Below are 25,996 nucleotides of genomic sequence, written 5' to 3' on the forward strand. Positions count from 1 at the left end.
TTGCACATTGCAAAGAGGACAGACCAACAGGATTAACAAAGTAGATGAATCCACGCTGCAAGCATGAGTTCATACCCCCGTTAGGGAAAAATGAAAAGACTCTAGCGGAGGTCTCCCCCAATCTTCTCTTCGGCCTCTATCCGCAACCTTTGAGCTTCAGCACCTCGCTCAGCTTCCTGTTCAGTAATCTCGCTGAACTCGACAGCGCGATCAGACAGCAACGCATATGCACCATTTCTGGGATCACGGATGGAGAACGTGCAGGCGTTGTCATCGAGAGCCACAGCAACCGCATCAGTCATCTTTTCGTTGCCTGGAGATGGAGTACGCAGCGACGTAATCAAACGGAATTCACCGTTATTAAATAGATTAAGGGGGATCTCGAAATAGACAGTGTGATGACCATGTTTCTTCATCTTGAAGACACGCGGACCGGAGTCATAGGTGATACCGCCACGGCGAAGATCATGCATAGCAATAGCAAGGTAGAAGTCACCAGGCTCGTCATACTGATATTCGACAGCAAAACGGAACGTATCCGAGCTCTTGAGCAACAGCGGCGAAACGCCATAAGTACGAAGTACTGGACATCGTGCATTAAGGCCGTTCGGATAGGTGTTCGGATCTTCTTCAAGTTGCTTGGCGCGTGCCTTCTCTTCCTTACGCATGACCTCCAGATTAGCCAACGAGTACCGCTCCGCAACGGTCGACGGGTCACCAATGACAGCAACTTCGCCTTCCTGAATGAACATCGCACGCGTGCAATAACGCTTGACAGCACCCATATCGTGGGTGACCAAAATGACGGTCTTCGACGGATCCTTACGAACGGCAGTGAAATAATCGTCGCACTTGCGCTGGAACGCCTCGTCGCCGACGGCGAGGACCTCGTCGAGGACGAGGATGTCGCCCTGCGCCTTGATGGCGACGGAGAATGCGAGTCGCACCTGCATGCCAGACGAATAGTTCTTGAGTTTCTGGTCCATGAAGTCCTCGAGCTCGGCGAACTCGACGATGTCGTCATACATCGCGTCGACCTGAGTGTGCGTAAAACCAAGCAGGGCGCCGTTCAAGTAGACGTTCTCGCGACCGGTCAGTTCAGGGTTGAAGCCGACGCCGAGTTCGATGAACGGCACCAGTTTGCCGGTCACCTCGATGGACCCGGAATTCGGATAGTAGATCTGCGAGATCAGCTTGAGCAGCGTCGACTTTCCTCCGCCATTACGGCCAACAATGCCGAAGAACTCCCCCTGATGGACTTCGAAGGACACATCGCGCAACACACGTTGTTCCTCGTAACCCTTGATGCCCTTCGTCCAGTTGATGAACGCCTGCTTGAGACCAGTAGCCTGCTCAGTAGGCAGCTTAAACCATTTTTCGACATGATCAGCCTTGAGAACAACCGGTCGTTCCTTGTAGTTGTCGATATTGACAACATCGAGCTTCGTGATGTCCGTATTTGCTTCAGTACTCATAATGAATGCTTCTCCCTACAGGTGTTTCCCGTGCTCCCTCAAGGAACTCACATGACCTCGGCGAACTTGCGGCTGTTCTTGCGGAAGACATAGACACCAAGCCAAAACAGGAGCAGCGTAATAATAATCGGGATAGGCTTCACCCACCAGGAGCCGAACGAGTTCCATATGGTCGGCTGGGTTTCCGGCGCAATCAGGTTATGCCTGATATCCTGAATAGTCTGGGCGAACGGATTCAGCAGTTCGAGACGCGCCAGCTCAGCATAGACGCCACCCTTATTGGTCACATAAGACAAAGGGTAGATGATAGGCATGCAGTAGAAAATAATCTGCTGAAGAACTTCCCAAATGTGTGAGATGTCGCGAAAATAGGCATACATTGTCGAAAAGATCAATGCCACTGCCAGCGACGCGACATAGAGTTCGAGAACGTTGAGTGGCAGCCATAGTACACGCCACGTGAACTGGACTCGCAGACAGATCGCGAAGACCAACACAACAAGGAAGTTAATACCGAGCGAGATCAGCGACCCGATAGACGCCGAGACAACAACGATGTAATTCGGGAAGTGCACCTTCCTGAGTAAGTCGCCACGATCGACAATGGCTCTCAGCCCGATACCAATCGTCTCCGTACAGAACTGCCAAGACGAGATACCAAGCAACAGTACAACCGGATAGCTAGACGTACCATCGGTCATACGCAGGAATCGCGCGAAGACGATGTACATGACGACGAACAGCAACAGCGGCTTAAGTACCGACCACGCTACACCAAGGAATGACCCCTGGTAACGCATCTTGAAATCAGTCTTGACAAGGCCTTTCAGCACAGTCATGGCATAGCCATACCGTTCATGAAGATGCTGTGCAATGGTTTTCGTATTCACTAATGTGTCCTCAACGTTCTAATTGATTCACGGTCACGCAGTATTCGAGCATCCAATTCTAACCACACCGTCTCCCCTCGTGCCGTCCCAGCCCCTACTTGCAGAATTTTTATTCAATCCGCGCAGTCGACGTCACGATAGAAACGGTCTAGTGTCCACTTGGAGTCGCAGCAACGTTAATCGAGGCTGTCGGACGTTTCAGCAGAGAAGGAGCCTGATCGAAGTTCGGTTTCTCCACCTGTTGTGTAACTACCTTCTGTTGCCGTCGGAGTATCTGCCAGATGAGGTGTACCGGTAACCCCATAATCACCGTTCACCGATGCCACGAAGATATTGGCATCGAACATGAACCGGGCACGATCCTTACGCGCAACAACCTCCAGAATCAAGCCCGTGAACAAGGAAATGATACCGAACAGCATGAGCATGGTGGCACCAATCAGCGTCGGGAATCTGGTCACTTCGCCGGTCTTCCAAAACAACACACACACCCATATTGCCAATCCCAAGCCAACGCCACCAATAATGACGGCGAGAGTACCAAAGAATGGTAACGGGCGATTAACATAAATAAGGCGGAAAATGAGACCAAGGACCTTGAAACCGTCGGAGAACGTGTTCAACTTACTCTCCGAGCCATCTGGACGATCACGATACTGTACCGGCACCTCGGTCACACGCATCTTGTTGTCAAGAGCGTGAATAGTCATCTCGGTTTCGATCTCAAACCCATCGGACAATACCGAATATGACTTGGCAAAAAGTCGGTTGAAGGCACGGTAACCACTCATGACATCGCGAATTTCGGCATGGAACGCTTTGTTGATAGCGAAGCGTACCAGACGATTGCCAGAGTTATGGAATGGTCGCTTGTTTTCCGTGAAGTAAGTGGAAGAAAGACGATCACCGACAACCATGTCCCAGCCATCGTCAAGAGTGTCAAGCAACTGATGGACGTCCTCGGCCGGATAGGTATCATCGCCATCAACCAGAACATAACGATCGGCGTCAATATCCCTCAGCATGCGACGCAACACATTGCCCTTGCCTCGCTCCGGCGAATATCGCACAATCGCACCTGCAGCTTTAGCCTCGGCCGATGTGCTATCCGTACTTCTGTTGTCATACACGTAGATGACCGCATCTGGCAGCTCTCGACGAAAATCGGTAACAACCTTACGAATGGTCTGCTCTTCGTTGAGACAGGGGATGAGTACCGCCGTCGTGGGAGTGTTCGGCATAATGGTGTTCTCTATCTTTCGCCTTGATGCGTGAGCCCAGGAGAAAGGCTATGCTGCTTCTCAGCCCAGACAAACGCCACCGCCAGTCCGGTGTTGACCATGAGCTGCGGACCGCCGGACAGATGATGTTCTTCTTCTTGACATGCGGCGATTTCGCGGGGTCGTAGGGCGTTACGACCCGGCAGAATCGCCGATTTCTCTTCACACTAGTATGGAGTGAACGGATATCAGTCCATCTTCAAATACTTCTTCCAGAACTTCACCGAAGTTAGTTCTGGACGGGACTCAGCATACTCGCGACGCAGGCGATCACCGTGCTGCTTGTAATACTTCAGATCGCGAGCATAGCGTTTTTTGATCTGTTCGTAACGCTTGATGTCCTTTGTGCGAATGGCGCCCTTGCGGTTGTACCAGTCAATAACTACAAGCTTGTCCTTGCCGCGAATGACACCAGCAGGATAAACCCAACCGAGCACCGGGATGACGGCATAGCCTTCGCCTGGCGTCTTGACAAGGCGCTGCCCATTATCAGTGACAAGATCTGCCAGACGCTGCGGCAAGGAACGTGGCTTGTCACCGTCGATGAGTTGACGGTCAATGTGCTTGATGTTGAAACCACTGAGCTCCGGATCGGCATCCGCCTGCTTCTGCAGCTCCTCGAAACTCACAAGTTGTTCCTTGTTGCGGTTGGCGGCCATAAACGTTTCCTCAGCCCTGCCCGGCTTCGAGAAAAAGCTCGGTCCCTTAAGGAAGTCTTCGAATGCATCCAGACACAGTTCGGCATTGTCGTAACCAAACTTCTTGAGCTCAAGGCGGATATTATTCTCCAGCTCACCCATGAAGTCGGACTGGGGGGCAAAACCGGTCGTCGCCTGGGCGATCATCGTATTACGAGTAGTCTGATAACGCTCGACAGCAGCATTATAACGTTCGTGGAAACTCATGTGCCAAACGCACAGACTGTTCATCGTAATGAACTCGGTACCGCAGCGCACGCCGTATTCAGCATCATCGCAGCGGACGAAGAACGGCAACGGCAATCCGTTCTTCTCGATAACATCAATCGGGATACAGCAATACCACCAGGCTGCATAGCGATACTTGATGACCTTGCCGGGGCGGAACATTTCGTTGTAGATGATGTCCTCGAACTTGGTCAGACGAAGCGAGGGCTTGGCCGGAGCGAAAGTGCCTTCCGGCGTCATGAAACCAGTGTCCTCCCACTGATCCTCACCGATTTCATAGTTCAACATGGCGCCGGAGATCATCGCGTCACGGTGCTCCGGTGTAAGGATGCACAGCAAGTTATAGGTGCGCTTGATCGACTCCGGCGAAACAGCCACGTCATCGTCCATGAGCAGGATGTTCGTGGCTTTCGGCTTCTGTTCCATTGCCATGATCATGCCCCGGGTAAAGCCACCCGCGCCACCAACGTTGTCATTCGGAATAATCTTGATATGTTCGGAATTCAGCGCATCGACATCAAGCGTGCGGCCGTTATCTACGACATACATGTTGAAATGCTTGGCGATCTCGTCATTGGAGTCCAGAATGTACTTCTTCACCAAATTGATGTTGTTGATGATGAAGCTTTCCTTCTTGAATGTCGTCGTTGACAGCACAAGTTCGACATCATTGCGCGGCTCATCGTGCAGTTCAAGGGTGTAGTAGCTGTCACGCATCTCTACACGGCCATCGGTGACAATGCGGAAGCCGACAACCACCATGTCGTCAGTGACAGTCAGAGGTAGATCAAAAGACTGCCATGTATCTACGGAAGCGTCCAAATGATGAACATCGCCCACCGGAATAGGATGGGCGGCAAATGCATCGCCCATCGTCTGCTGGATATCGCAGGCAGCCCCTTTGAGCTCCAGATGCAGCGAGCAACCAGTCATTGACGTATATTCCTGCAGTTTCATGACCGACAACGAATTGAAGTAGGTCGTAAAATCGTATTCGCCCTTCGCAAAGAGAACGCCATGGCCAAGTTCCTCGTCATAAACGACCGGCTGGTCAGACGCAACGTACAGCGACGGATAGCTGACGGACCGCGGATTGGTCTCCAGCAGGATATTCGCGAACTTTATTGAAGGCATAGTCAAGACCTCGTCAACACTTGAGAACGGATAATCGAACAGTTTGATTTGACATCATAGTCACACGGCATGAGTTCGCGCTTTAGAGCGGAATCACAATAGGACGATTACCCCTGTCTGTCCAGCATGAATTGTTCAGATCGTCGTCTCTATGATGAAACGCGGACGGTGCTTGACTTCCTGATAGATCTTGGCAATGTACTCGCCGATGACTCCAAGAGCAAGCAAGATAAAGCCGCCGATGAGCCACAACGAGACCATCATCGACCCCCAACCGGCGACAGCATGGCCCATGCCTACGGACGCTACCGTGTAGATGAGCATAATCAGGCCAATGATCACAGAAACAATGCCCAGCCCAGTGATCATTGTCAGCGGCTTCGTGGAGAAAGACGTGATGCCTTCGACGGCAAAACTCACCATCTTGTGTAACGGATACTTCGATTCGCCGGCATGGCGTTCACCGCGTTTGTAATGAACCTCAGCGTGTTCCATGCCTATTGACGGCACGATGCCACGCAAGAACAGGTTTTCCTCTCGAAAATTGAGGAGGGCAGCCAACGCCTTGCGACTCATCAAGCGAAAATCGGCATGGTCGGGAATAATATCGGTGTCCATCGCCGAAAGCGCCTTGTAGAACATGTGCGCAGTGCCACGCTTAAATGCAGTGTCTGCGTCGCGGTTATCCCGTACGCCATAGGCGATCTCAACGCCCTCACGGTAATCCCTGACCATCTCATCGATGGCATTCGGGTCATCTTGCAAGTCGGCATCCATTGAGACAACGACGTCCTCGCCATTTTGATAAGCCAATGTGAGACCGGCGAGCAATGCATTCTGATGTCCTTTGTTGTGAGCAAGTTTGGCCCCATGAAAGCGGATAGGATTAGCCTCGTGCAACCGCTCTATGATTGACCACGTGGCATCCTGTGAGCCATCATCGATGAATAGCACTGAGCTTTCCGCCGTGACCTGACCTGCCTTGATTAGTTCTTCAAGTTTGGCCGCCAACACTTCTGATGTCTCTCCAAGCACTGCCTCTTCGTTGTAGCAGGGTACTGTCACAACAAGATATGGAGGTTCGCGCAATGCAGTAGCCTCTTTATCCTGCTTCTCAGGCATACTTCACCTCTTCCATTAATGCCGTGAGCTTTTCACCAGCGATCAGGTCGCGTTCATACGGAGTACCTCGAAAGACTCTATTCTTCGTCCATTTGGGTTATATAATGTTCCGAATGTTTGATGTCCATCCCCGATTTCACTGACCGCGATACAGGCTCTATGTCAGGGTCGAAGATACGCTTCTTCACCAACTGCGGATAGAACCATGTATTGATCACCGGAATGTAATATAGCGCCCAGGCGCCGGGCAGATCGATCACCAGATGAAGCACGAAGATGACGAAGACAATCGGAAAGCCAGAAAGATGTTCCTGCACTTCGGTAATGATGAGCGTCCACGGTAATGCATCATCTTCGACAATGTGTACGCACAGGATAGCAAGCGTAGCAGTGCCTGCACGGTTTAAAATGGCACCAGCAAGCGATACCCTGTCCAGCATCTTGGAAACGCCGACAATGCACAGAGTGCCGGCAATTGAACCGATAATAGCCAGCACCGGATATTGACCATACTGATTCATTGCCATGCTGAAGCCGGTGAACTTATAGATCGCCAATGCCCAGACGACAAAAACCACAGCCCACAGCCACGGCTTTTTCTTCACATATCCCATTACCTCGTGTTTACGAGCGAGATAACCGAGATAAACAAACGCTACGGCGCACATGCCGGATTGCATGCTCCATGGTAGCCATAGATTACGCGACATCACATAGCCAGCGACGAAGCAAGCGAACACCCAGACGCTGGTGTAGGGCAACCGAGCAAATACATGCATGATCAGGCGTGCCCAGAACATGGCAAGTAAGAACCAGATAGCGCCAATGCGGCCCTCAACATGCCAAAGGGTCATATCCGAGACGTCTCCGCTTCCATACCAGGCCGCTTTCATCCAGAACTTCATCGTTTCGACGACACCAGCATGACAGATATACGCCACTAATCCTGCGAGCAACACCACACCAAATGTGGCCAAGATGTAGGTGAAGATGAGTTGCTTACTTTCCTTGAGCCAGCGAAAATTGCGTTCCGGGTGCATGAAATAACCCGAAAGGATGAAGAACAACGGCATATGGAACGAAAAGCAGAAACAGTAGAAAAACTCGGCCATGTTTGATGGATAAACGTTTGCTGTCTCGATGGAAGCATGGCCAAGCACCACACATAGAATGCCGACGCCTTTAGCGATGTCGAAGAAGCGGATGCGCTGGACACTCACCGTCGTGATCCTCCAAGTCAGGAAATAGGAAAAATTCTCAAAAAAGTCTGGTTATCAATCCAGTAATCCTATTCCGTGGCTTCGCCATATTTCGTCGACTTCGCTCCGCATTGCCAGCATCAGGCATTCCAAAAGAGCACTCTTTCCAACGCCTTCAAGATGGTCGCTACTGACATAGCCATCAGGCGATCCAGTGTCAGGATGGCACTTCCCCTCTTCTCCACCAGCGAGAATCAGTCCGCACCGACCAGCGTACCGTACCATGGTCCATATTCGAGGGAGGGACGAAGATAGCATGATTCACATCACCATGTCCGAGTCACTTGATGACCGGATGGCCAGACAACGACAACACATCGTCTCTTCACATATGACGACCGCCCATCGTGTTCTGGCGGACACACTTCCTCATATTCTTCTCTCACTCGCGCTCATCTTTCAGCTCCTCATCGTCACCTTCCTGACCGTGCTGTCGATCGCTTGCACCGCGTATATCATCCGCGTGACGAAGGGTACCGGAGAGGGCAACGGTTCGACTGATATCCTCACGAATGAGAAAACCGGCGAACCGATTCTCTATGGTCCGGAATTCCTCACGCAAAGAATGCACTTTTACCATGGTTGGCCGTCGGCCGTATTCTGGCTCGGCCTACTGGTCATGATAGCCATCGTCGTCGGCGCTGCCTTGTTGTCGTCGCTGCAGCGCGTACCGGAACGCACCGTCCGAAATGTCATGCTTACTGTCGTTGCCATTGTCCAGTTGGCATGGGTGGCGATGATGAACACACAAGCGTACCCAGCAGCCGACACGAAAAGCCTTGCCGCCATTGCCAACGCCTGGAACGCCGGCGATATCTCGCAGTTCGCCAAGGGTGCATGCAACGTCAACGGCATCGATGGAGTGTCGACACCGGCCTACTACTGCGCGTCGAATACGCCAGCAATCTACACCTACCTGCATCTGTATCCGTTCCAGGCAGGGCCGGCGATGTGGTTCGCCCTCGTCTTCAAAATCTTCGGGGCCGATAACTATGTCGCGTTCCAGATGGTCAACGCGGCATGCATGGTCATCATCGTAGCCTGTCTGTGGTCACTGACTGGCATGCTCATGTCTGACAGTCCCATGACCGTCCGCAAAGCATTCTCCTGGAACGATTCATCCCATTCACGTACTCCGCGTTCTACTCGGCACTGTCGCAGCAGTCTCACCACACTCGTTTCTCCCGTTCAACTGCCCTTCGCCATCCTCACCATCACCTGCGTCCCGCTCATGATGATGTGCTCGTTCTGTTACACCAACATGGCCGGCTTCATGTTCGTTCTACTCGGTGTCGTCATACTCGCGAAATCGACGGACATCCGACGTCCGCTCGCGAGCGTCGCCGCCATCATCGCCGGGTTCAGTCTGTGTGCGGCCGGCGTCGTGTTCAAGACTACGTTCATCATCATCGTCCTCGCCGCCATTATTGCCGTCGTATTCACCGCATGGCGTATGTGTTGCTACTGGCAGATGCCAGTGGCTATCGTCCTCGGCGCGTTGACTACGAAGGCTACTATCATTCCGGAACACATTCTGGAACGATTTGCCGGTTATTCCTTTGGAGACGGCATGCCGATGAGTTCATGGCTGGTCATCGGTCTGCGCGAACGCCCCTCTACAGCAAACGCGACAGCCGCATTGCCAGGCGCGAACATGCAGGGATTCTGGACCGGCATCGCCCTCGATATCTTCAATGAATCAAACGGTAATCTCGCCGAGCAGAAGGCAATCACCAACGCATTCCTGACCCAACGTTTCCATTTTTTCCTCACCAATCTTGACGCTGCGTTCTCATTCTTTCTCAATAAATTCGAGGGCGAATGGGCGGAACCGACATTCCAAAGCCGCTATTTCTCGGAACTGTCGGTCTCCGGCAGCAGTTTCGATGGACTGCTCGCGAAAATTCTTAGCGCCGACCAGACGTCGCTATTTAGCGGCTACGTCAACGTCTGTCAAAGTCTGCTCTATCTCCTCGCCTTCGTCGGTCTCATCTTCCTGTTAGCGCGATTCCTCCGCCAGCACTTCCGCTCACTCCCCATCCCGACCATCTTTACGGGAACGTTCCTAACGGCGGCATTCATTGGCGGCTTTACCTGTTACATCGTCTGGGAGGCCAAGGGAGTCTATACGTTCCCGTTCTTCCTGCTACTTTTCCCCATGGCCGCGTACGGAGCTGGACGTCTAGGGAATTGCCTTGGCACGGCGACTAAGGTGTTTCTAAGAGAGAAGGACTATGAACATGGCCAAGCACTCAAACGGCAATAGACAACCTAACCGACAGTCTTACACCACGGAAGAGTCGGTAGAATCGTCACAACGATTTCCCTTCCGAAATTTTTGGATCCTGCCACTGGCTTATTTCATCCTAACGGTGACCGCAGGCGTCCCGCTGAGTCTCTGGGATACCGGGAAAGCCGATTTCAACGATGCTGCCGCCCACTGGGAACGCGTGTCGATGATTCTCGCCGGCCACATCGTCCCATCCATCAGCCCTGGCAACAGTGAGTATGTCGGGTACACAACCAGCAGCGGATTTGTCACCCTGAACAACACGGCCATCAATTCACCGTTTCTATACTGGCCAAGTCTGCTATCGGGAGGAAGACAACAGGTGGCTAGCGTGCTTACGCTGGTATTATCGGCAGCGGTCATTGCCGTGGCCATATGGCTGGCTCAACGCTTTCAGATCCTCTTGTTCGCAGCCGCCATCCTTCCGGCGACGTTTCTGATGATGATTTACCCAACCGCCGATGCCGTCACGGATTCAACGTCATTCCTGTTCATCGGACTCGTTCTGTTCTTATTGCAACAACCACAGTTGCGATGGCACCATTGGGTGGCGCTATGTGCGGTATCGGTCATGCTGGGTCAGATCAAGATGACAGCAATAGTGCTCATTCTGCTAGTGTTGCTGCTCATCCGTAAACTCTCCGGCTGGAAGAAATTTTGGCTCATGGCGCCAGTTATGCTGGCAGCCACCTCATCGTGGTTGTGGAGCCGCCAAGTCTCCTGGTTCGCCCCTGCCCCATTCATGGTTTCATACGCCGACTATACAAAACTTAAATGGGAATGCGTACAGCAACCGTGGGCGTGGATTACATCGATTTTCAAAACGGCGTTCATGCCTCTAAACCTCTCGACGGAAAATGTCAACGGCATTCCTGTCAATGCCCAGCGTAACCTGACATTGTTTACCGCTACTGAGGGCACGCAATTGGGGAACGTCACTATGGTGCCGGTACTGTTTGCGATTGTGCTTCTCACCCTCTACTCGGCATCACTGGCGCATCTTCGCTCCTGGTTTTCCAATGGCATCGCCGCCGTTGTCCTCGTTGGTTTCTTCGTCGCGACCGTCACGGCCCTGCTTATCAGCTGGACCGGTTCCATCGGAGGATACGCCTGGGGGATGCAGTTCCGTTACTTTCTGCCAGTCATTCCCGTAGCCTTCCTCCTCATTCCACGATTCTTCCGCTGTGATCGCCCCAAGTTTCTACTCTGGTTCTGCGGCGCCCTGATCGCATGGAGCTACATTGGAACGGTGATCGCCCACCTATGGTGAGCATGACGGTAGAAAAGACGAATCGCATTCGTTGCAGCACTCTTCCACGCACTGTAAGGAGGCTAATTGAGCTACAGACCGACAAGCTTCAGCGTCCCTACACCGCAAAGCAAAAGGCCCATGACTCGGGGTCGATGACGGAGGATGCGCGATTCGAACTCGCGAGGATGTTACTCCAATATGTTTTATCCGCTTGGTTGTCACTGGTCGATAAGCCATTTGTTAACGGGGTCAATTGCGATATCACCATCGCGGAAAGACATTTCCGTTCGACACACGACGTGACGGTGAAAAGCAGGAATGCCCAATTCATTCCCCACGCTTCTCAGGTGACGTGAGAAGCGTTCATGATACGTTCGTCCCGATTTGATTTCAACAATCTGGTGCTGGTCAGGCATCGTAAAGTCGAGAAGATCGATTTCACGCTGCTGCTGGTCCCGATAGAAAAACAGCCGCGGTTCCCATCCCCGATCAAGATGGGTTTTGAGTTGTTCCGCAATGACCATGTTCTCGAAAATGGCGCCGAAGTGTTGATCCAAAAGCATGCTCCGCGAGGAATCGATATTGAGAAGGTAGCATAGCAATCCAGTGTCGTAGAAATACAGCTTGGGAGTTTTAACAAGGCGCTTGGTTCCGTTGGAATGGTAGGGCTGCAGGTGGAACGTAATGTAGCTAGATTCCAGAATGGAGATCCATGCCTTGACAGTGCGGTAATCAACACCAAGGACGCTACTCATGGCCGCATAATTGATAGTCTGCCCCGCGTTCTCGGCACAGAGCCTCAAGAACCGTATGAAGTCATCTCGATTCCTCACGTCAAGAAATTGCGTGACATCCCTGGCAATATAGGTGTCAACATAATTCTGGAAATAGATTCGCGACGGAATGGAATTGACTACAAGTTCAGGATAGCCGCCACGGAACGTAAACTCATCGACAGCGTCAAGATCGTCGATAACCGAGGTTCCAGCTACGATTTCGGAAAAAGTCAATGGTGGCATTTTGACTATGCCAACGCGACCAGCCAATGACTGCTGGATATTCTTTGACAACAGGAAATTCTGCGAGCCCGAAAGGATATACTCGCCTTTGATTTTCTGTTCATCGACAACAGCCTGAATGCTAGAAAACAAATCGGGAACATATTGCGCCTCATCAATAATGAGATGGTTTGGCCTATCCTCTATGAAACCGGCAGGATCAAGAAGTGCCGCCTGCCGATTTTGCAGACGTTCAAGGTTGATGTAATCATAGTCAGGAAACAGACGACGCAGCATCGTGGACTTGCCACTTTGCCTAGGGCCTGTAACTGACACCACCGGATACCATTGCATCAACTGCTCGACTTGTGCCTGAACAGTGCGAGAAACATAGACAGTATCCGTCACAATCACCATTCCCTTTCATCAATGAAATAAATAGGTGAAATACACCCTACCAGCAGTTATGACAAAACCTACATTGGAGATGATGACGAAACCCTCATTAGCTATGGTGACAAATCCTGCATTGTCACGGTAAGAACCTATTAATTTCATTCACATTTGTAGACCCTTGAAAACGACTGCCACAACAAGCAAGAAAGCTGGACCTGCACTTCTTTCCGAGTTGAAGGTGAGGCAAAACACATTTACCTGAGGCATAATTCCACGGCTACGCATTCATTCGACACGCCGATTCTTGCCTTGCCGCGACAACGGAGGTAGATTATTCGAGTTGCTCTGAAGAGGAACACTGGAGGATTCGCCTAGTGGCCTATGGCGCACGCTTGGAAAGCGTGTTGGTGTAACAGCCTCGCGAGTTCGAATCTCGCATCCTCCGCCGACAGGGTTTTCGGACTTCTCCGAAAACCCTTTTTTCATGCCGAAACGACAGTCTCCCAACCCTGCCCAAGGCGCCGCGCTGTGGTTCACGTGAGGATGACGGGCAGGCAGACGGCGAGCAGGATGACCGCCGCTGCCAACGCAAACCAGACCAGCGCACGGGAGCGGCGCATGGTAGTCGCATCATCATGGTTCGCCCGGACCCAGTAGATGCCCACTTCGTCGAGGACGAAGATCACGATCAAGACGATGACGGACAGCCAGGTCAGCAGCCGGTTGTGGCTGGCGATAGGGTCGGGCAGGATCACTGCCGCGCTTATGAGTGTGTAGAGCACCGCGGCCGCGTGGGCCGTGAAGGGATAGCGGGCGGTGCGCTCGCCGTTCTTTACGATGATGTCTTTGATGCGCGCTGTCAGTACCATTGATATCGCCTCGTTTTCTAGTGCGACTGGATGACTCATGCAGGGGGAACGACGGGACTACGCCGCTTCGATTACGGGTGCTTCGTGGAAAGCCACTGGTAGAAGATGATGGAAAAGCCGATGGCGCCGAAGACGAGGGATCCCACTACTCCGGTATCGTCAAGACGAAAATCGCATATGTGGGCGACGCCCACGACGATTCCCATGATCACCGCGTCGGTGATCGCAGCGAGGGCGACAGACTCCAACGTACGCATCCACTTCATGGCGAATCTTCCTTGATTCTCCCCTAATCTCTACTGTTCCAACTCCCCAGGGGGTTGGTAGCTTCAACGGTAGGGCAGCGCAAAGCTTGCGGTAAGGCGGGTTGTCCGCTCAGCTAAAGAGGCCCGATCATGGGTTGGATTCACCCATTATGTTGGGTGTCATCTGGCGGATTTTGTGCGATGTTGTGGAGTTAACGGGCAGGAAGATAGCGAGCGCAGCGCGCTCGCGGGCGAGGCTGACAGGAAGTACCGGTTTTCCGGAAAAGCAAGACGGTTACGTTCCAACTCCACGAGGACGTCTTCCGACCAATATGGAATGAACAACCGGGCTTCGGCCAAGTTGAGAATGACCTTGTTCACCAAGCTGCCATATAGTGCGCAGGTATCAAAAGACAGGGAACCTCATTGTCACGCTTCCTTCTTGCGGATCAACGGATTGTCCGCCGTGGCCAACGGATCCTCGTCTTCAGCGAGTGACGCAAATAGTTCCATGTTCAGACGATGACGCCTGTTTGCGTATTCGTGCAGGTCGTCCGGCTTGACCCGGCGATGACGCCCCGCCTTCGTGGAGGGAATCTCTTCTTCTTCCAACAGCTGCCTCCAGTCCATCGTCAATATTCGAAACATTCGAAAGCCAGTTACCTGCTTCGTCATGCGCAACCTTGTAATCCAATCACAAAATTACAACAATCAGGAAGAGCTGGAAACGGCAAAACCAGTCACCACAGGTGCGCGACGACGAGGCCGATGTAGCTCCAGGCGATCAGGGCAGCGCAGCAGGCCAGCAGGAAACGGGGACGGTCGCAGCGGAAGAATCGTGGCAACAGCAGGAAGAACAACGGCAGGACCGGGATGAAGTAGCGCGACTGCATGCCCTCGGCGTAGCCGCCGACCGAGCCGGTCCAGCTGGCCAGCATCGCGACGACGGTCGCCGCGAAGAACCCGACGACAATGAGGGCCATCACCACCTGCGAGACGGTGGACCGCACGCGGGCCAGCGACACCGAATACACCGCGAGCAGCACGACGGCGAGCAGCACCGGCACCATGACGACCGACCCGAGCGGCGTGCCCTCCGAGCCGGTGAACAGCTGCACGTTGCGCTGGATGTTCACCTTGACGCCGTCGATCGTCTCGGTCGAATCGTTCAGCGGCATGAACATTGTCGCCAGCAGCGACCTGACGACGGCAAGCGGATGCGACAGGCAGTACGACTTGAGCGCCGTGTAGTCGGCGGCGGACACGCGGCCCGGCGCCGGCGCGAAGCCGGACACCAGCCGGTTCCACAGTCCGCAGCTGGCCACCGCGAACACGGCGGGGACGGCCAGCCACAGTTTCTTCCAGCCGTCGAGCTTGCCGGCGAGCAGCAGCACCAGGGCGACAAGCAGCACGCAGGTGACCTTCAATTGGCCGAGCATGACGGCCACGACGCACAGCGCCACCCAGTCGACCGGCCGCAGCCCGGGCCGCTGCAGCAGGTACAGGATCAGGCCGATGAAGAGGAACGAGACGGAGACGGTGACGGCGTCGGCGGTCGGGTAGACGAACGACAGGAACGTCATCGGCACGAGCGCGGCGGCCGCCATGAGCAGCTGGAAGCGGCCGGCCAGGCGGATCGCGAGCGCGACGACGGCGGCCGACGTGAGCAGCGTGAGCAGCGCGGCAAGCGTGCGGTTGCCGCCGGACAGCAGGCTCGGCCAGTACAGGAACGGCGAGTTGACGGCGGTGTTGTTGAGCGCGACGAACCCACCGCCGGTCGCGTAGCCGACCTGGCTGCCGTTGTCGGGATCGACCTGCGGCAGCACGTGGCCGGCCAGCAACATCAGCACGCGGTTCCAGTGGGCACCCGCGTCGTTGTAGCCGTCGGCGTTGGTGTCGCCGAGCACGATCGGCACGCCGGCGGCGACGGTCAGCAGGAAGTAGAACGCCGGCACCGTCCAGAAATTGCGAAAAGGAAACTGCTGGCACGATTCGACCGCGGGAGTGTTGTCCGAGCTCATGCCCGAAATCCGCTCCCCGTCCTCGATTTCCTCGATTCCCGAAGCATGCCGCGCCCTCACCATGACTTCACCGCCCTTCCGACGCCTGACAATACTTTACTTTCGAACTATCTTCCGCTCCTTCTTGACATGCAGGAGGCAAGGAATCAGTCGACGGGGTCGACGGCGCCGGCAGGGTTGTCGGTACCGGCAGGAGCACCGGCAGTGAAGACGTCGCCGGTGCATAGCGGGAGCAGGGCTTCGGTCTGGTCGTGCTGGTCGCCGCAGAGGATGGCGAGGGCGGTCTTGCGGGCCTGCGCCGGGTCGGGGATGCGGTCGAGCATGACGGTGGCCATGTCGTCGCACAGCGTGCCGTACGCGCGCAGGTAGCCGTTCAGCTTGCCTTTCGTCATGCGCCGGCCGGCCGGATCGCCGGATGAATCGTCGCCGCCGGAATTGCCGCCGCCTTCGTCGCGGCCAGGCAGGAACGTGATCGCTGGCCAGTGGGCGAGGACAGTGGCGGCGGGACCGACGGAGCCGCCGTTGGACTCGAACTGGAGGGCGAGCGTCGTCATCGTCATCATCGGCAGGAAGCCGAGGCCGAGACCGTCGACCAGCTCGCGGGCGTCGCACAGGTAGGACGCGCCGGCGTCGAACAGCGCGCGGTCGCGGGTCTCGAAGCCCTGCTGCAGCATCGACCCGGCCCACGAGCCGACGAGCGAGTCGAGCACGCGCCGCAGCGCGACGGGATTGTGCCAGACGGGCATTCGCGGCGCCGTGCGCCCCGCGCGCACCTCGTCGAGCATCGCCGTCGCGTCGTGCGTGCGCCGTTCCCACAGCTCGTCGCACGCCTCGAGCAGCCGGTCGACGTCGCGCAGGTAGCGTCGCGACAGCAGGTCGGCTTCGGTCTCGCCATTATTGTCGGACGATTCGTCCGCCACGCTCCCTTCCCCGTCCGGCAACGTGGCCCGGGTGCCGTCCGGCGCCGTTTTCGCGGCTCCGTCCTCGCCCTCGCCGCCGTGCTGTCGCGCCAGCCAGCGGGCGTAGTCGAGGTCGAGGGCGACGTCGAGTCGCGTCAGGTAGCGCAGCGCGGCCGGGGCGCGGTCGTTCGGATCGGGACGGCACAAACCGCCGGCGACGTGGCGCAACAGGCTCAGGCCCAGGCCGGTGTCGGTGAGCAGCAATGCGGCGAGCCGGTTGGCCCCTACCTCGTCGTCGCCGCCCCAGCGCAGCACGATCGCGGCGGCCATGCGGTTCGTCTCGAAGACATACGTCTCGAGGTCGGCGAGCCGCTGCTTCTTCGTGCCGAAGCGTCGCCGGTCGTCGCCCTCGAGCTGGTCGACGGCCTGCCCGGGCGTCATGATCCGCATGACCGGCATCAGCGGCGACGGCCGGTCGGTCTCGGCGGCGAGGATCGCGTCCTCGATCAGCATCGCGAGCCAGCCGGCGAGGCCCTGCCGGCGCACGAGCGCCTCGGTCTGCCGCAGGAAGCGGTGCACGCGGGCGACGAGCGCCGGATGGCCGGCGTGCGCGGCGCCGACGATCATCATCGGCCAGCACGTCGCGCCGAACAGCGCCGTCGCCAGCCGCGTCAGGTCGGCGAGGTCCGGCGAGTCCGCCGCCGGCCGCAACGCCGGACGCTCCCCCGCGCCGTCGTGCTCCGCCGGACGGTTCATGCCGGCGAGGCACGGCGCGAAATCGAGCGGATCGTCGCCGACAATCGCCCCGTCCGCCAGCTCGTCCACGTCGAACAGCGCGTCCCCGCCCTTCGCCGGCGCGGCGTCCTTCTTCCGTTTTGTCGCGGCGCCCGCGGCGCCGTTGGCGAGCGCCCCGTCGAATCGTCGTCCGAGCCGCTCGAGCTCGGCGAGGAATCCGGAGCTGTCGAGGTGCAGCCTGAATTGCCTGGTCTTCGTCGTTGTCGTCATCGTTGACTGTCCTTCCGTTGCGCCGGCCATCCGGAATTCCGCTGGCCGGCTCGTCGTCCCCGCCACGGCTGTCCGCGGCGGGAATCGTGCCAAATTTCGACGGCGACCACGCTCCCACAGGCCGTTCGGTCCGGCCAGTGGACAGCCTCCGGCGAGGGGAAATGTGGACCGGCGGCGCGTTTTTCCACATTTCGGCGCCCGAAACCGTCCGGTTTTTCAGATTTCCTTCAGGTAAAACGACAAGATTGTCTACAGTGACTCCCGAAGAGATTTCCAGTCGAACGCTCAATGACGATCGCCGGGATCTGCCGCCGCGACGGGGCCGGAGGCCACGACCGGCGTGCAGTAAGCTGGCCGTGGACGATCGTCACGGGAGCATCGTGACTGAAAACTAGAGAAATAGACACTGGAGAAGTTCGCAAATGTTCGTTCTGAAGAACTCTTGGGCCGCGCTTGGCCGCCGGAAATGGCGGACGGCGCTGCTGTTTGTCATCGCGCTGCTCGTCACGATGTGGTCGATCTACGGGACGTGCGCCATCGCCACCGACGACGAGGCCAACACGACCGGCTACGATTCGCTCGCCCCGGTCGCTGTCATCCGGCCGACGGAGGCGAAGATGGCCGACCGTTCCGGCGACGATTCTTCCTGGACGAAGAACTACCTGAGCTGGGACGACTACAACTCGATCTACAACGCCGCCTCCTCGTCCACCAGCGAGACTCCGGGCTATTCGATCGCCGAGTCGGTGCCGGTGCGCGAGAGCGATTCGGTCAAGGCCATCACGAATTCGTCGACGTCGGACGCCAGCGAGGACAAGACCGGCGGCAACCTGACGTTGCAGTCGTTCTACACCGCCGACGCCGTCGCCGCCAACGAATACGGCACCTACAAGGTCGTCTCCGGCAACAACCTCGACTACACGTCGACGAGCAGCACGAGCGTGCTCGTCTCGCAGGCGCTGGCCGACAAGAACGGCATCAAGGTCGGCGACGAGATCACCGTCGGCAACCCGACCGACGCGAAGACGACGTACAAGCTGACCGTCGCCGGCATCTACGAGTACACCGACGACGCCACGTCGGCCGACGGTTCCGACGCGAAGTTCGCGAAGGACAACCGCGACAACGTGCTGTACACGACGTACTACACGTTCGCCACCGACGGCCTCGACATCACCGACGGCTCCGGCTGGTCGATTCCGGACCTCAACATCGTCTTCACGCTGTCGAGCCCGTCCGACTACGACAAGTTCGTCGCCGCGCTCGAGAAGGCCAAGGTCATCCCCGACGGCTTCGCCGTCTCGACGCCGACGATTCCGGCCTACGAGGCATCGCTGACCGGCATCAACCGCCTCGCCTCCGCGATGAGGCTGACGATCATCCTGCTCTACTCGATCGGCGGCGCGCTGATGCTCGCGCTCGTGCTGTGGGGCGCGCTGCCCCGCCGCGAGGAGATCGGCAACGCGATCGCCGTCGGCGTCAGCAAGGCGCGCCTCGGCTGGCAGTTCATGCTGGAAGTCTTCTACCCGATGCTGCTCGGCCTCGGCGTCGGCCTGCTGGCCGGCGGCCTGTCGGTCCACGACGCCGACACGGCGATGGCCGGCGGCTACACCGTCTGGAACAGCTCGCCGATCATGTGGAAGACGGTCTGGATCGGCCTCGGCTTCACGATCGTCCTGGCGATCATCGCGATGCTGCGCGTGGCGTTCTTCAACGCGAACGAGCTGTTCGTCACGCCGTTCCAGCCCGACCCGCTCGCCGCCGGCCACCATGACGACGGCTCGCTGGACGAGGCACAGGCCGAGGGCGACGTCGCGGCGAACGCCGAGGCGCAGGACGAGGCTCCCGTCGACGGCGCCGCCGCCGGAAAGGACGGCGATCTCGCATGAGCAACGACAAGAACAACGTCACCGATACCGACGAACGGAAGGACACGGACGCCGTGAAGGACAACGACAAGGACGCGCTGACCGGGGCCGACGCCACCGAGAACGAGGCCGCGGAGAACGACGATGTCGAGGCTGCCGCCGAGGAAACCGCCGGGACGGAGGAATCGTTCGAGGAGAACGATTCGACCGACGGGAACGATTCGTCCGGCGAAGCCGCGGCCAACGGCTATGACGAGGCGCCGGAGTCCGTCGACTTCTCCGTCTCGTTCGACGAGGACGAGGCGATCATCGACATCGCGCCGGTCGCCGACGCGACCGATGCCGACGATGCCGGCGATGCCGACGGCGAGCTGGCCGACGACGTCGCCGAGGATATTGCCGAGGCCGAAGTCGACGACGAGATCGACGGCGGCGAGGCGATCGTCGCCGAGGAAGCCGATGACGTTGCCGAAACGGGCGACGACACCGCCGACGCCGGCGATCGCGCGACGGAAGATACCGTCGCGGCCGAGAACGCGAAGCGCGTCAACGAGACGCTGCGGGCGCGCAAGGGCGCGAAGAAGGACGCGCTGTCCGGCCACGCGACGGCGCGCGACCACGAGACCGCCACCGCCGTCTCCCGCAAGCTCGACCACGAGCTGACCGGACGTCGCGGCCGCAAGCTCGACAACTCCGTCTTCCGCGCATACCCGCTCTTCGCGTTCACGAACGTCTCGCTCGTCGACAAGAAGTCGGGCGCCGAAGTGCTCGAGAACGTCAACTTCCGCTGCGACGCCGGCAACTCGTACGCGCTGCTGATCCCGAACGACGCGCCGATGATGCACACGATGCTGCTGAGCGTCATGACCGGCATGACGCTGCCAACGACCGGCCATGTCATGACGAAGTCGACGTCGCTCGCCGAGATCGCGCCGCTCGAGATCCGCGGCTACCGGATCGGCCTGATGACGCAGCAGTTCTCGTTCCGTCCCGACCTGGACGCCGAGGACAACCTGCTGTACGCGATGGACGCGTCGAACCGCAACTTCCTGCAGCCGAAGCCGGTCGTCGCCCGCGAGCTGCTGCAGCATGTCGGCTTCGGCGCCGACAGCGTCGACGACAACGGCGAGCCGCTGCCGGTCGCGACGAAGGGCGTCAAGCTCGCCAAGCTGTCCGTCATGGACCAGCATCGCGTCGCCGTCGCCCGCGCGATCAGCCGCGACCCCGACATCGTCATCGCCGACGAGCCGACCGCCACGCTCGACGAGCAGGACGGCGCCGAGATCATCAAGCTCCTCAAGAAGCAGGTCAGGGCCCGCACGAAGAAGCGCACGGTGATCGTCGTCACCTCCAGCGAGGACGTCGCCCGTCAGGTCGGCAACATCATCGACCTGCGGTACTGATCCTTTCGCGTCATTGCCCACGTGATGTCATGAACCCGAGCCTCTTCGGCTCGGGTTCATGATGTTGACTTGCATTCCAGCTTTGCCGGCAAACTGGAACCAGAATCATGTTTTCGGCGCATCACGCAGCATCTTTCTTCCAGTTTCCGAGGTGTGCTGGAAGAAAGGTGCTGTCCGGAAGTCCCAGGACATGACCTTTTTTCCAGCTTCCAAGGCGTGCTGGAAAAAGGTACTGTCCGAGAGCCCCAGGACATGACCTTGGTTCCAGTTTCAACGGCAAACTGGAACCAAGATGGACCCATGGGCCATCACGAGGCCATCGCGGAGCTACTTGATCCCCATCCCCCACTGCTTGGCGAGCGCCGGCACGTCGGGGGTGCCGTATTTGCGGACGAGTTCGAGCCAGCGGTCGCGGTTGGCGTCGCCGAACCGGGCGGCGGACTTCGCGTAGCGTTCGGCCGTCACGAAGCGCGGCGGGACCGACTTGCTGTGGTACTTGTCGGCAACCATGACGACTTCCTGCTCGAGGTTGACCGGCACGTAGTCGTCCGGCGGGATAGGCAGCCCCTCGGCGAGGACCTGCTCGCGTGTAAGCCCCACGCCGGTGTGGTTGCGCGCGAACTCGGCAATCGACTCGTCGACGCCCATGTCCAGCAGCAGGTTGTAGCCGATGATGCCGTGCTTGATGTAGTTGTCGCGGTCGAACTCGAGCGGCTCGCCGTCGGATCCGTCGTGCTCGAGGACCTTGTAGGCGCCGATGTCGTGCAGCAGCGCGCCGACGACCGGCCGGCTCACGTCGAGATAGTACGGCGGAATCATGCCGCCGGTCACGCCGTCGGTCGCCGGCACGGTGGTGGGCGAATCGTTCGAAATATTGCACGATTCTTCCGGCGAATCGTTCCCGTGTTCCATGCCGGTGCCGGAAAGCTCCCACCGCTCGACCTCCTCGACGTCGTTGGACGTCGGCGCGCAGAACGGCGCGGAAATGCGCAGGTTCAGCGACGGGATGTCGTGGCCGGCGACGGTGCCGTAGTCGCCGGTGCGCTCGACGGCGTCCGCCGGCAATGTGCAGCGGCGCATGAACAGCGCGTTCTGCCGGTGGATGAGCTGCCGCGTGATCTGCGCGACGATGACGCAATGCGTGTGGATGAGCTCGTACGCCGCGTCGCTCGGCGCGAGCGTGCGGTGAATCCTGTCGATGTCTTCGAGAGTTGGAATCGTTCCCTGGGTCATGCCCCTCATCTTAGGTGCGAACGGCCGGACGCGCGGCGAGAGTGAAATTTGTCGCGTTCCAGCGCGCACTCGCCGCTACGCGGCGCCGTGCGACTCCCCCCGAAATTGCTGCGCAATTTCGACCCCCTCTGAAGAGGGGGTCCGTGACAGTCAGATCTTTGCGATCCTGAACTCGCCGGTCCTGTTGGAGGCGATGATCATCTGGTTGTTCGGCAGGTCCTTCCAACCGTCGGCGGCCGGCTGGCCGAAGCCGGTGCTGGCGACGACGACGCCGTGCACGTTGCCCTCGTCGTCCTTGACGCCGCGGTAACGCAGCATGCGGTAGTCCTTCGCGTCGGCGCCGCGGCCGTAGTGATCGTAGACTTGCTGGACGCGGGCCGGCGTGCCGTCGCGGCCGCACGCATGCAGCGCGACGAACTGGTCCTTGCTCTGGACCATGCAGTTGTACGAGCTGAGCGGATAGGCGCAGCGCAGCTCGCGAACGGCCTGCGCGACGGATTCCGGCAGCTCGAAGCCGAAGCCGAGGTACTCGAGCACGATCGCGAAGAAGATCGCCGAATCGGAGCGGCCACCCGTCGCCTCGACGAGATTGTGCGAAATCGGATAGTCGCGGTTGTGAACGATGTTGACGCCGTTCGCGTCGGAAATGTCGCCATTGTGGATGAAGCTCAGGCCGCTGGCGTAGAACGGCTGCTGGTTCTCGAGGATCAGCGGCAGGTGGGAGCTCGCGAGGCGCAGGTGCCACAGCGCGCCGCGGGCGCGGATGGAGGCGAGGTCGTCGAACAGCGAGTCGAAGCGGGCCGCGACGGTGTTGCGGTAGATTGCCATGCCGGTTTCCGGCGTCGGTTCGCCGCCGTCGTACGTGTTGCCCGGCTGGTCCGGCTCGTTGACGAGCGCCGCGCCCCAGCCATCGTTGTGAATCTCGCTGAGCCCGCGATACTGCGCCGTGGCTTCCAGCCCCAGCACCTCCTGCAGACTCGTGTTGAAACTCGCCGTCGCGTATCCAAGTAACCTGCACATACCTGCCTACTTTATTCGTTTTCTTTCATGGACACGATTCGCCCGTCCGAATCGCCTATCAGGAAATTCAATAACGCGTTATCTGTCCGGAAAATTCCCCATAGGATGTCGCAAGCCCGAGCTGACAGCTCGGGCTTGCGACATCGACAAGAAGGCCGGAAACAGGCAACAGGCCGGAAACGGCGGAAACTACTTCCTCGCCAGCGGGGCCCTCTTGAGGTGCGGAGGCTGGGCGGTGGACAGGAACAGCGGCTGGACCTCGACTTCCGGGTTGTAGGGGGCGAGGCCGAACCACTTGGCGGGGCTGCCGGCGACGTGGCGGATCGCGTACTTGATCTGCAGCGACAGCGCGCCGCGCTGCGAGACCTTCGACTGCGGCATCAGCGCCTTGTGGATCAGCACATAGCGGATCGGGCCGATGTCCGGATCGGCGTCGACCTTCGGGTACTTCGTCTTCTGGATCGGCAGCTCGCCGGACTTGATCAGGTCGTGCATGATCTGGTGCAGGTACGCCGGCACGTTCTGCTGCATCTTGAAGCCGAGGCGGATCTTGACACGGAACAGGTAGTCGGTGCCGAAGTTCTCGACGGAGTACTCGCGCGTGAACGGCTCGTCGGCCGTCTCGACGGAGACGCCCCACCACGCCTTCGCGCGCTTCGGATGGTTGGCGAAGATCGAGAAGAAGATGTCGGTGTCGATGCGCTTCATTTCCGGATCGGCCGTCAGGTAGACGATGTTGTCGGCATAGAGCGGGATCGATTCGTCCTGGTGCAGGCGGCGCAGGGCCGGCATGCAGTCCTCCGGACGCATGTGGCGGCGCTGGCGGCGCTCGAGCTTCGTGCCCTCGTTCCACGTGTACATGACCATCAGGATCGCGAGCGTCAGCAGCATCGTGAACCAGCCGCCGTGCAGGAACTTCGCCATCGACGCGGCGAAGAACATGACCATGATCGTCGGGAAGACAATGCCGAAGACGACGGCGGCGACCTTCTTGCGCGTATGCCACAGGTAGAACGTGACGAGGATGGCCGTCATGATCATCGTGATCGTCAATGCCAGGCCATAGGCGGCCGCGATGTGCTCGGAGTCCTTGAAGATGAAGATGACGGCGAGCGTGGCGCAGCACAGCACGATGTTGACGGTCGGAATGTACAGCTGGCCGCGGGTGCGCGCCGGATAGCGCACCTGCATGTGCGGCATCCAGTTGAGGCCGGTAGCCTCGGAGACGATCGTGAACGCGCCGGTGATCAGCGCCTGCGACGCGATGATGCCGGCGGCGACCGACAGCAGCACGGCGACGTAGCGGACGCTCGGCGTCATCATCGCGAAGAACGGGTTCGGCGTCGAGGCGCCGGACGCGTACACCGGGTTGTCCTGGTTGTTGAGGATCCACGCGCCCTGGCCGAAGTAGCACAGCACCAGCGCCAGGTTGACGAACGGCCACGTGAAGTAGATGTTGCCGCGGCCGACGTGGCCCATGTCGGAGTACAGCGCCTCGGCGCCGGTGACCGACAGGAAGATCGCGCCCATCAGCGCAATGCCGGCCTTGTTCGTGTCGCTGAACAGGAAACGGATGCCATGGACCGGATTGAGGGCCGCGAGAATTGTCCAGTTATGCGACAGCGAGACGACGCCGACGACGGCGATGAACGCGAACCAGACGAGGACGACCGAACCGAAGACCTTGCCGATCCGCTCGGTGCCGCGCGACTGCACGGCGAACACGGCGAGCAGGATGACGACGGTGATCATCAGCGTCAGGTCGGAGTTCTCCGAGAAGATTTCCTCGAACGCCGGCAGCGTCTTCAAGCCCTCGACGGCCGAGCTGATCGACATCGCCGGCGTCAGGACCGAGTCGGCGAGGAACGCCGAACCGCCGATCATCGCCGGGATGGCGAGCCACGCGCCGTACTTGCGGATCAGCGAGTACAGCGCGAAGATGCCGCCTTCGCCCTTGTTGTCGACGCGCATGCAGATCAGCACGTACTCGACGGTCGTGATCAGCGTGATCGTCCAGAAAATCAGCGACAGCATGCCGATGACGCTCTCGTGGTCGGCGTTCGCGATGCCGCCCTGGCCGTTGAGGAACGTCTGGCAGACGTACAGCGGCGACGTGCCGATGTCGCCGTAGACTACGCCGAGCGCGACGAGCGCCATCGCCCAGCTCGCCTTGTCGGGGCTCGCCTGCATGCGTTCCCACGCGCCGCGCAGCCGCGTCGCCGGTCCGCGCCGGCCGCCGTCGGCTTCCGCGCGGCCGGCCGCGGCGGCTCCCGTTTCCGTCTTGCCGGCACGGTTGGCGCGATTCGTGCGGTTCGCGCGGTTTTCGCGGCTGGCGCGCAGCTCGCGTTCGTCTTCCGACGACGTCCAGCCGCCGACGTTGCGCGCGGCGGCCGCCGACCCGGTGGCCTCCG

At 58.3% G+C, this 25,996-nt stretch carries 19 protein-coding genes and 1 tRNA gene; 5 read left to right on the forward strand and 15 right to left on the reverse strand.

Annotated features, from left to right (window positions below; genetic code table 11):
• Positions 1-101: 101 nt before the first annotated feature.
• The 6 genes from F6S87_RS07735 to F6S87_RS07760 all read right to left on the reverse strand — a co-directional run bounded on the left by F6S87_RS07735 (position 102) and on the right by F6S87_RS07760 (position 8,047).
• A complete protein-coding gene (locus tag F6S87_RS07735) occupies positions 102-1,475 on the reverse strand; it encodes an ABC transporter ATP-binding protein (RefSeq protein ID WP_163228092.1) in 1,374 nt (457 codons plus the stop codon).
• Between the two features lie 47 nt (positions 1,476-1,522).
• Positions 1,523-2,314 carry an ABC transporter permease gene (locus F6S87_RS07740; RefSeq protein WP_163228158.1) on the reverse strand — a complete coding sequence of 264 codons (792 nt, stop codon included), beginning with the start codon at positions 2,312-2,314 and terminating at the stop codon, positions 1,523-1,525.
• Between the two features lie 227 nt (positions 2,315-2,541).
• Positions 2,542-3,606 (reverse strand): glycosyltransferase, encoded by a 1,065-nt coding sequence (locus F6S87_RS07745; protein ID WP_163228093.1) that lies wholly within the window; start codon positions 3,604-3,606, stop codon positions 2,542-2,544.
• Positions 3,607-3,833: 227 nt separating this feature from the next.
• Positions 3,834-5,705, reverse strand: a complete 1,872-nt coding sequence (locus F6S87_RS07750; protein WP_163228159.1) for a glycosyltransferase family protein — start codon at positions 5,703-5,705, stop codon at positions 3,834-3,836.
• Between the two features lie 135 nt (positions 5,706-5,840).
• On the reverse strand, positions 5,841-6,827 hold the full coding sequence (locus F6S87_RS07755) for a glycosyltransferase family 2 protein (protein ID WP_163228094.1): 987 nt from the start codon (positions 6,825-6,827) through the stop codon (positions 5,841-5,843).
• A gap of 77 nt (positions 6,828-6,904) precedes the next feature.
• Positions 6,905-8,047, reverse strand: a complete 1,143-nt coding sequence (locus tag F6S87_RS07760) for an acyltransferase family protein (protein WP_163228095.1) — start codon at positions 8,045-8,047, stop codon at positions 6,905-6,907.
• Positions 8,048-8,342: 295 nt separating this feature from the next.
• Here F6S87_RS07760 and F6S87_RS07765 point away from each other — a divergent pair, with 295 nt between their 5' ends.
• Positions 8,343-10,352 (forward strand): hypothetical protein, encoded by a 2,010-nt coding sequence (locus F6S87_RS07765; protein ID WP_163228096.1) that lies wholly within the window; start codon positions 8,343-8,345, stop codon positions 10,350-10,352.
• The gene (locus F6S87_RS07770; protein ID WP_163228097.1) at positions 10,327-11,646 is read left to right on the forward strand and encodes a glycosyltransferase family protein; all 1,320 of its coding nucleotides are present in this window, start codon (positions 10,327-10,329) and stop codon (positions 11,644-11,646) included. The genes F6S87_RS07765 and F6S87_RS07770 overlap by 26 nt, the downstream gene beginning before the upstream one ends.
• 200 nt (positions 11,647-11,846) lie before the next feature.
• On the opposite strand, the gene F6S87_RS07775 is transcribed toward F6S87_RS07770, so the two are convergent.
• Positions 11,847-13,043, reverse strand: coding sequence for an ATP-binding protein (locus F6S87_RS07775; RefSeq protein ID WP_163228098.1), 1,197 nt, complete (start codon positions 13,041-13,043; stop codon positions 11,847-11,849).
• A 339-nt stretch (positions 13,044-13,382) separates the two neighbouring features.
• Here F6S87_RS07775 and F6S87_RS07780 point away from each other — a divergent pair.
• Positions 13,383-13,467 (forward strand) — tRNA-Ser (locus tag F6S87_RS07780).
• A gap of 88 nt (positions 13,468-13,555) precedes the next feature.
• Here the strand turns inward: F6S87_RS07780 and F6S87_RS07785 are convergent.
• The 5 genes from F6S87_RS07785 to F6S87_RS07805 all read right to left on the reverse strand — a co-directional run bounded on the left by F6S87_RS07785 (position 13,556) and on the right by F6S87_RS07805 (position 18,061).
• Positions 13,556-13,891: a hypothetical protein gene (locus tag F6S87_RS07785; RefSeq protein ID WP_163228099.1), complete on the reverse strand. Its 336-nt coding sequence runs from the start codon at positions 13,889-13,891 to the stop codon at positions 13,556-13,558.
• Positions 13,892-13,962: 71 nt separating this feature from the next.
• Positions 13,963-14,157: a hypothetical protein gene (locus F6S87_RS07790; protein ID WP_163228100.1), complete on the reverse strand. Its 195-nt coding sequence runs from the start codon at positions 14,155-14,157 to the stop codon at positions 13,963-13,965.
• Between the two features lie 408 nt (positions 14,158-14,565).
• The gene (locus F6S87_RS07795) at positions 14,566-14,811 is read right to left on the reverse strand and encodes a MerR family transcriptional regulator (RefSeq protein WP_163228101.1); all 246 of its coding nucleotides are present in this window, start codon (positions 14,809-14,811) and stop codon (positions 14,566-14,568) included.
• Between the two features lie 65 nt (positions 14,812-14,876).
• The gene (locus tag F6S87_RS07800) at positions 14,877-16,220 is read right to left on the reverse strand and encodes a DUF2142 domain-containing protein (RefSeq protein ID WP_163228102.1); all 1,344 of its coding nucleotides are present in this window, start codon (positions 16,218-16,220) and stop codon (positions 14,877-14,879) included.
• 83 nt (positions 16,221-16,303) lie between these two features.
• Positions 16,304-18,061, reverse strand: coding sequence for a hypothetical protein (locus F6S87_RS07805; RefSeq protein WP_163228103.1), 1,758 nt, complete (start codon positions 18,059-18,061; stop codon positions 16,304-16,306).
• A gap of 422 nt (positions 18,062-18,483) precedes the next feature.
• Here F6S87_RS07805 and F6S87_RS07810 point away from each other — a divergent pair, with 422 nt between their 5' ends.
• Both F6S87_RS07810 and F6S87_RS07815 read left to right on the forward strand, forming a co-directional pair.
• Positions 18,484-19,950, forward strand: coding sequence for an ABC transporter permease (locus F6S87_RS07810; protein WP_231129450.1), 1,467 nt, complete (start codon positions 18,484-18,486; stop codon positions 19,948-19,950).
• On the forward strand, positions 19,947-21,332 hold the full coding sequence (locus F6S87_RS07815) for an ATP-binding cassette domain-containing protein (RefSeq protein WP_163228104.1): 1,386 nt from the start codon (positions 19,947-19,949) through the stop codon (positions 21,330-21,332). The genes F6S87_RS07810 and F6S87_RS07815 overlap by 4 nt, the downstream gene beginning before the upstream one ends.
• Before the next feature lie 327 nt (positions 21,333-21,659).
• Here the strand turns inward: F6S87_RS07815 and F6S87_RS07820 are convergent, their stop codons facing one another.
• The 3 genes from F6S87_RS07820 to F6S87_RS07830 form a co-directional block, all read right to left on the reverse strand.
• Entirely contained in the window at positions 21,660-22,565 is a 906-nt protein-coding gene (locus F6S87_RS07820; RefSeq protein ID WP_163228105.1) for an HD domain-containing protein, read from the reverse strand.
• Positions 22,566-22,715: 150 nt separating this feature from the next.
• Entirely contained in the window at positions 22,716-23,585 is an 870-nt protein-coding gene (locus F6S87_RS07825) for a class II glutamine amidotransferase (protein WP_163228106.1), read from the reverse strand.
• 189 nt (positions 23,586-23,774) lie between these two features.
• On the reverse strand, positions 23,775-25,925 hold the full coding sequence (locus F6S87_RS07830) for a KUP/HAK/KT family potassium transporter (RefSeq protein ID WP_407925122.1): 2,151 nt from the start codon (positions 25,923-25,925) through the stop codon (positions 23,775-23,777).
• Positions 25,926-25,996 lie beyond the last annotated feature (71 nt).

This window comes from Bifidobacterium choloepi, assembly GCF_010667615.1.
GTDB lineage: Bacteria > Actinomycetota > Actinomycetes > Actinomycetales > Bifidobacteriaceae > Bifidobacterium > Bifidobacterium choloepi.